Here is a 6708-nt window from a genome sequence, read left to right on the forward strand (position 1 = left end):
CCGCACCCCCGTGAGCCGCCCCCGTGTGCCGCCCTCGCTCCGGCTCACGGGGGTGCGGTCGGAGCGGGGGAGGGGCGCGGGAATGAGACGGGCTGCTTGAACGTTCACCCATCGCAGAAGCGGAGCGCGCCTCCGTCCCCCCGTACCCGTACGACCGAAGAGAGCTGACCCATGCGCGTCGAGATCTGGAGCGACATCGCCTGCCCCTGGTGCTACGTGGGCAAGGCCCGCTTCGAGAAGGCGCTCGCGGCCTTTCCGCACCGCGACGACGTCGAAGTGGTCCACCGCTCCTTCGAGCTCGACCCCGGCCGGGCCAAGGACGACATCCAGCCGGTGCTCACCATGCTGAGCAAGAAGTACGGGATGAGCGAGGCGCAGGCCCAGGCCGGCGAGCACAACCTCCGCGCGCAGGCCGGCGCCGAGGGCCTCGCCTACCGGGCGGAGGGCCGCGACCACGGCAGCACCTTCGACATGCACCGCCTGCTGCACCTCGCCAAGGAGCACGGCCGGCAGAGCGAGCTGCTCCAGCTGCTGTACCGGGCGAACTTCGCCGAGGAGCGGTCCGTGTACGCCGACGCGGACGAGTTCCTGATCGAGCTGGCCGTCGAGGCCGGGCTCGACGAGGGCGCCGCCCGCCAGGTGCTGGCCGACCCCGCCGCGTACGCGGACGCCGTCCGCGAGGACGAGCGGGAGGCGGCCGAGCTGGGCGCGAACGGAGTGCCGTTCTTCGTGCTGGACCGCACGTACGGGGTGTCCGGCGCGCAGCCCGCCGAAGTGTTCGAGCGGGCGCTCGCACAGGCGTGGGGCGAGCGGTCGCCGCTCCAGGTGATCCAGGAGGACGGCGCGGAGGCGTGCGGGCCCGACGGGTGTGCGGTGCCGTCGCAGTGACCGCCGTGGGGGTGCGGTGATCCGCGGTCCGTGGCTGCGCGGGTGGTGGCTCGCGCGGTTCCCCGCGCCCCCGTGGCGGCGCTGAGGCGCTGGTCGGGCCGAATATATAAGCGATGCTTTGGCGAACCGCGTAAAACCTCTCAATGGACGGGGAGGTCTTCGGGCCCCACAGTGGGGGCATGGAGACCTTCGAGAGCCTCGTCCGTGCCGAGTTCGCACCGAAGAACACCTATCTGAACACCGCCAGCACCGGCCTGCTGCCCGCCCGGACGGTGGCCGCGCTGGGGCGGGCCGCGCTGCTGCGGGCCGAGGGCCGGCCGCTGGACCCGCTGTTCGACGACGTGGAGGCCGCGCGGGCAGCGTTCGCCCGGCTGGCCGGGGTGCCCGCCGGGCGGGTGGCGGCCGGGACATCGGTCGCCGCGCACACCGGGGTGATCGCCGCGTCGCTGCCCCCCGGCGCCGAGGTGCTGACCGCCGAGGACGACTTCACCTCCGTCCTCAACCCGTTCCACGTCCGGGGCGACCTCAAGGTGCGGGCCGTGCCGCTGGAGCGCCTCGCCGAGTCCGTCCGCCCCGGCACCGCGCTCGTCGCGGTCAGCGCCGCCCAGTCCGCCGACGGCCGGATCGCCGACCTGCCCGCGCTGCGCGAGGCGGCGCGGGACCACGGGGCGCGGACCTACGTCGACTTCTCCCAGGCCGCCGGATGGCTGCCGATGGAGGCCGACGCGTACGACTACACCGTCTGCACGACCTTCAAGTGGCTGCTCGGTCCGCACGGCGCGGCCTTCCTCGTGGTGCCCGAGGACTTCGGCGGGCTGACCCCGATGCTGGCCGGCTGGGTCGCGGGGGAGAACCCCTGGGGCAGCTGCTACGGCCCCGTCACCGAACTCGCCCGCTCCGCCCGCCGCTTCGACCTGACCCCTGCCCTGTTCACGTACGCCGGACTGCGCCACTCCCTCGCGCTCGTCGAGGAACTCGGCGTGGCCGCCGTCCACGCCCATGACCTCGCCCTCGCGGACCGGTTCCGCGCGGGGCTCGCCGCTCTTGGCCACGAGCCCGTGCCGGCGCCCGGCTCGGCCATCGTCTCGGTGCCCGGACTGGGCGTGCGGCAGCCCGAGTTGAGCGCGGCCGGCATCCAGGTCTCCGACCGCGCGGGCAACCTCCGCGTCGCCTTCCACCTCTACAACACGGCGGCCGACGTCGACCGGGTCCTGGACGCCCTGTCTTCCTGAACCACTGGCGCGAGCCCGGCCGGGACGCTAGGAAGGGCATCAGGGATGGTGGTGCCGGTGGAGCCGACGCTCGAACAGCCGTCCATCGATGTGGAGTTGCATCGGCGGCTGGTGTACGGGGACGAGTCCGCGCTGCGTGAGGCCTACGCGGCGTACGGGGCACTCGTGCGCCGGGTGGCCGTCCGGGTCACCCACAGTCAGGCCGCGGCCGAGGACGTGGCCCAGGAGGTCTTCGCCCAGCTGTGGGCCAGCCCGTACGGCTTCGACGCGCGGCGCGGCTCCCTGCGCACCTGGCTGTCGATGCTCGCCCACCGGCGGGCCGTGGACTGGGTGCGCAGCGAGGCCCGGCACCGCAAGGACGCCCAGGCGGACGACTCGGCGCTGCACGCCATCCCCGACGCCGGACCCGGCCCGCACGAGACGGTCGTCGACCGCGAGCGCTCCCTGCTGCTGCACACCGCCCTCGCCGAACTCCCCCGCAGCCAGCGGGAGGTGGTCCACCTCGCCTACTTCGCGGGCCGCACCTACCGCCAGGCCGCCGTGGAGCTGGGCATCCCCGAGGGCACCGCGAAGACCCGGCTCCGCTCGGCCCTGCGCAAACTGGCGGCGTCCCTCGCGGATCCACCGGACCCGGCAGCGGCGAGGGGCGCGTGATGGCGGCCCCTCATCGCACCGCCGGGGCCGTGCGGGCCCTGCGTATCGTGGCAGCGGCACGGCGAAAGGGCGGCGCGCGATGACCAACGACCACGACGGGGTACGGGAGCTGCTGGCCGCCTGGGCGGTCGGCGCGCTGCCACCCGCCGACGCCAGGGCCGTCCCGCTCCACCTCGCCGACTGCGAGACCTGCGCGGCGGAGGCCGAACGACTCCGCGCGACCGTACGGCTGCTGGACGGCACCCCCGGCCCGGACACGGGGGCGAGCGGCGCCCCCGGTGACGCGCGCGACGGGACCGCGCGGGCCGGTGAGGGGCGCGGTGGTCGGGAGCGGGCCGGCGGGGGACTCGGTGGTGCGGACGGGGTGCTCGCGTCGGCGCTGCGCTCGCGCCGGGCCCGTACGCCGGGTGTCGCCCCGCACGCGGCGCCGTACGCCGCCGCCGTCGCCGGACTCCAGGCGCTGGTCCGGGAGTTGCCGGGCCGCTGGGGCACCCCGGTGGTGCACGACTGGGACGCGCACGCCACCGTCGCCCACCTCGTCGCCGCCGACGAACACCTCGCCGTGGCGCTCGGGGTCGGCGCCCGGCTGCCGGCCTCCCGCATCCCGGCCGGGACGCCCGCCGCGTACGCCTGGGAGCTGCGCACCGCCGACGCCATCGCCCACGAGCACGCCCGGACGCCCGAGGAGACCGTCGCCACCTGGGCCGCGCAGGCCGCCGACCTCCTGGCGACCCCCGAGGCCCGCGACCCCTCTCTCGCCGCCCGCGCGGCGACGGTGATGGGCCTCAGACTGCCCGTCGCCGACCACTTCGTCATCCGCGCCTTCGAGGCGTGGATCCACGCCGACGACATCGGCCGGGCGCTCGGCATCGCCGTACCGCCGCCGCCCGACGAGCACCTGGAGCAGCTGGTCCGCCTCGCCGTCCGCATCCTCGGCGTGGCCCTGCACGACGCGCCCCCCGTCCTCGTCGAGGTCACCGGGACCGCCCCCGGCACCGGCTGGGTCCTCGGCTCGGACGCCGAGCCCGTGGCCGCCGAACTGACCCTGGACCCGGTCGACTTCTGTCTGCTGGTCGGCGGCCGCTACGCCCCGGACGAGGTGCCGAGGGGCCTCACGGGCGACGAGCGCGCCGCACGGAACGTCCTGGCCACGGCGGCGGCGCTGGCCTGGCTGTAGCGGCCGCCCCCGAGAAGCCCCGCACACACGGCGGACCGGGCGGTCCCTCAGGGGGCAGGGACCGCCCGGTCCGGTCATCGTGACGGCGAGGCCGAGATCACCGCACGGGGGTGAAGTCCCGCGCGCCGATGAACTCCGGCCGCCGTACGGGAGCCGCGAACGGTTCGACCGCCGCGTTCTCCACGCTGTTGAAGACGATGAAGACGTTGCTGCGCGGGAACGGCGTGATGTTGTCACCTGAACCGTGCATGCAGTTGCAGTCGAACCAGGTCGCCGAACCGGCCTTGCCGGTGAACAGCTTGATGCCGTACTCGGAGGCCATCGCCGTCAGCGCCTCGTCCGACGGGGTGCCCGCGTCCTGCATCTGCAGCGACTTCTTGTAGTTGTCCTTCGGGGTGGCGCCCGCGCAGCCGAGGAACGTGCGGTGCGACCCCGGCATGATCATCAGGCCGCCGTTGGTGTCGTGGTTCTCGGTCAGCGCGATCGAGACGGACACCGTCCGCATGTTCGGCAGCCCGTCCTCGGCGTGCCATGTCTCGAAGTCGGAGTGCCAGTAGAACCCGGACGCGCCGAAGCCCGGCTTCACATTGATCCGCGACTGGTGCACGTACACGTCGGAGCCGAGGATCTGCCGGGCCCGGCCGACGACCCGCTCGTCCCGGACGAGCCGCGCGAACACCTCGCTGATGCGGTGCACCTCGAAGACGGACCGGATCTCCTTCGACTTCGGCTCGATGATCGAGCGTTCGTCGGCGCGGACCGCGGGATCGGTGACGAGCCGCTCCAGCTCCTGGTGGTACACGGCGACCTCGTCCGGCGTGATGAGCTCCTCGACGGCGAGGAAGCCGTCCCGCTCGTACGTCTGGAGGTCGGTGAGGGAGATCGGGCCGGGGGTGCCGGGGGCACCCCAGACGACCGGGTCCTGGCGCGGGACCGACACCTCGGTGGCGCCGCGGCTGGGGTAGAGATCGGTGAGCGTGGTCATGATGGTCAGCCCTCCTCCGTCAGCAGGGGATAGACGCCGTTCTCGTCGTGGTCCTCCCGTCCGGTCACGGGCGGGTTGAACACACAGATGCAGCGGAAGTCCTCCTTGATCCGCATCGTGTGCCGCTCGTGGCCGTCGAGGAGGTACATGGTCCCGGGCGTGATCGTGTACGTCCGCCCGGTCTCGTCGTCGGTCAGTTCGGCCTCGCCCTCGACGCACACCACGGCCTCGATGTGGTTCGCGTACCACATCGACGTCTCCGTGCCCGCGTAGAGGACCGTCTCGTGCAGGGAGAAGCCGACCTTCTCCTTGGCGAGGACGATGCGTTTGCTCTCCCACGTGCCGGACGCCGCTTTGACGTGCCGGTCGGTGCCTTCCAGATCCTTGAAAGAACGGACGATCACGGTGGTTCCAGGCCTCCTTGGGGGTGTTCCTCGGACGGTGGTCAGACGGTTTCCCGGACGGCGCGGGCGAGGACGCGCAGGCCCTCGTCCAGCTCGTCCGGGGTGATGGTGAGGGCGGGCAGCAGCTTCACGACCTCGCTCTCCGGGCCGGACGTCTCGATCAGCAGCCCGAGTTCGAAGGCCCGCTTGGCGACCCGGCCCGCGCGGGCCTTCTCGTGGAACTCCAGGCCCCACACCAGCCCGCGGCCCCGGTACTCCTTCACATCGGCGAGGTTCTCCTCGGTGATGGAGATCAGCGCCTGCTCGACCTGCTCACCGCGCGCACGGGTCTGCTTCTCCATGGCGGAGCCGTCCGACCAGTACGCCTCCAGGGCGGCGGTCGCGGTGACGAAGGCGGGGTTGTTGCCGCGGAAGGTGCCGTTGTGCTCGCCCGGCTCCCAGATGTCCAGCTCGGGCTTGAACAGGCACAGCGACATCGGCAGTCCGTAGCCGCTGATGGACTTGGAGACGGTGACGATGTCGGGGGTGATGCCCGCCTCCTCGAACGAGAAGAAGGCCCCCGTACGGCCGCAGCCCATCTGGATGTCGTCGACGATCAGCAGCAGGTCCTGCCGCTCGCACAGCTCGGCGAGCGCGCGCAGCCACTCCGGGCGGGCGACGTTGATGCCGCCCTCGCCCTGGACCGTCTCCACGATCACGGCGGCGGGCTTGTTCAGCCCGGACCCCTGGTCCTCCAGGATCCGCTCGAACCACAGGAAGTCGGGGATCTGGCCCTCGAAGTAGTTGTCGAACGGCATCGGCGTCCCGTGCACCAGCGGGATGCCCGCACCGGCCCGCTTGAAGGCGTTGCCGGTGACGGCGAGGGAGCCCAGCGACATGCCGTGGAAGGCGTTGGTGAACGACACGATGGCCTCGCGCCCCTTCACCTTCCGCGCCAGTTTCAGCGCGGACTCCACGGCGTTGGTGCCGGTCGGGCCCGGGAACATGACCTTGTACGGCAGGTCGCGGGGCCGCAGCACTAGGTTCTGGAAGGACTCCAGGAACGCCCGCTTGGCGCTCGTCGACATGTCGAGGCCGTGCGTGACGCCGTCCCGCTCCAGGTAGTCGATCAGAGCCCGTTTGAGCACCGGGTTGTTGTGGCCGTAGTTGAGCGAACCGGCTCCGGCGAAGAAGTCCAGGTAGCTGTGGCCGTCCTCGTCGCGCATCCGGCTGCCCTGCGCGGTGTCGAACACGGTGGGCCAGCCGCGGCAGTAGCTGCGTACCTCGGACTCCAGGGTCTCGAAGACGCTCAGGTCGGGCTGGGTGATGGTCACGGCGAATCGCTCCTCGATGCGTGGGGGGTGCGGGTGTGCGGGAGTGGGGGAGAGG

Annotated in this window: 7 protein-coding genes; 4 read left to right on the plus strand and 3 right to left on the minus strand. The window is 72.6% G+C overall.

What is annotated here, in order from left to right:
* Positions 1 to 171 precede the first annotated feature (171 nt).
* The 4 genes from AOK15_RS21620 to AOK15_RS21635 all read left to right on the plus strand — a co-directional run bounded on the left by AOK15_RS21620 (position 172) and on the right by AOK15_RS21635 (position 3951).
* Complete coding sequence (locus AOK15_RS21620) at positions 172 to 888, plus strand: DsbA family oxidoreductase (RefSeq protein ID WP_055519397.1); 717 nt, start codon at positions 172 to 174, stop codon at positions 886 to 888.
* 179 nt (positions 889 to 1067) lie between these two features.
* Complete coding sequence (locus tag AOK15_RS21625) at positions 1068 to 2120, plus strand: aminotransferase class V-fold PLP-dependent enzyme (RefSeq protein ID WP_055519399.1); 1053 nt, start codon at positions 1068 to 1070, stop codon at positions 2118 to 2120.
* A gap of 45 nt (positions 2121 to 2165) precedes the next feature.
* Positions 2166 to 2774: an RNA polymerase sigma factor gene (locus AOK15_RS21630; protein WP_055519401.1), complete on the plus strand. Its 609-nt coding sequence runs from the start codon at positions 2166 to 2168 to the stop codon at positions 2772 to 2774.
* Between the two features lie 79 nt (positions 2775 to 2853).
* Entirely contained in the window at positions 2854 to 3951 is a 1098-nt protein-coding gene (locus AOK15_RS21635) for a maleylpyruvate isomerase family mycothiol-dependent enzyme (RefSeq protein WP_055519403.1), read from the plus strand.
* A gap of 97 nt (positions 3952 to 4048) precedes the next feature.
* Here AOK15_RS21635 and thpD read toward each other — a convergent pair whose 3' ends face one another.
* The 3 genes from thpD to ectB are packed head-to-tail and all read right to left on the minus strand — an operon-like array spanning position 4049 to position 6653.
* Positions 4049 to 4936 carry an ectoine hydroxylase gene (gene thpD, locus AOK15_RS21640; RefSeq protein WP_055519406.1) on the minus strand — a complete coding sequence of 296 codons (888 nt, stop codon included), beginning with the start codon at positions 4934 to 4936 and terminating at the stop codon, positions 4049 to 4051.
* A gap of 5 nt (positions 4937 to 4941) precedes the next feature.
* Positions 4942 to 5340 carry an ectoine synthase gene (locus tag AOK15_RS21645; RefSeq protein ID WP_055519408.1) on the minus strand — a complete coding sequence of 133 codons (399 nt, stop codon included), beginning with the start codon at positions 5338 to 5340 and terminating at the stop codon, positions 4942 to 4944.
* A 41-nt stretch (positions 5341 to 5381) separates the two neighbouring features.
* Positions 5382 to 6653: a diaminobutyrate--2-oxoglutarate transaminase gene (gene ectB, locus AOK15_RS21650; protein ID WP_055519410.1), complete on the minus strand. Its 1272-nt coding sequence runs from the start codon at positions 6651 to 6653 to the stop codon at positions 5382 to 5384.
* Positions 6654 to 6708: the final 55 nt, after the last annotated feature.

It is taken from the genome of Streptomyces ossamyceticus (assembly GCF_001418475.1).
Taxonomy (GTDB): domain Bacteria; phylum Actinomycetota; class Actinomycetes; order Streptomycetales; family Streptomycetaceae; genus Streptomyces; species Streptomyces ossamyceticus.

Bases quoted from the DNA above. Each gene is read 5' to 3' on its own strand.
- thpD (WP_055519406.1), bottom strand. From the start codon at position 4,936: ATGACCACGCTCACCGATCTCTACCCCAGCCGCGGCGCCACCGAGGTG.
- AOK15_RS21625 (WP_055519399.1), top strand. From the start codon at position 1,068: ATGGAGACCTTCGAGAGCCTCGTCCGTGCCGAGTTCGCACCGAAGAAC.
- AOK15_RS21635 (WP_055519403.1), top strand. From the start codon at position 2,854: ATGACCAACGACCACGACGGGGTACGGGAGCTGCTGGCCGCCTGGGCG.
- AOK15_RS21620 (WP_055519397.1), top strand. From the start codon at position 172: ATGCGCGTCGAGATCTGGAGCGACATCGCCTGCCCCTGGTGCTACGTG.
- AOK15_RS21630 (WP_055519401.1), top strand. From the start codon at position 2,166: ATGGTGGTGCCGGTGGAGCCGACGCTCGAACAGCCGTCCATCGATGTG.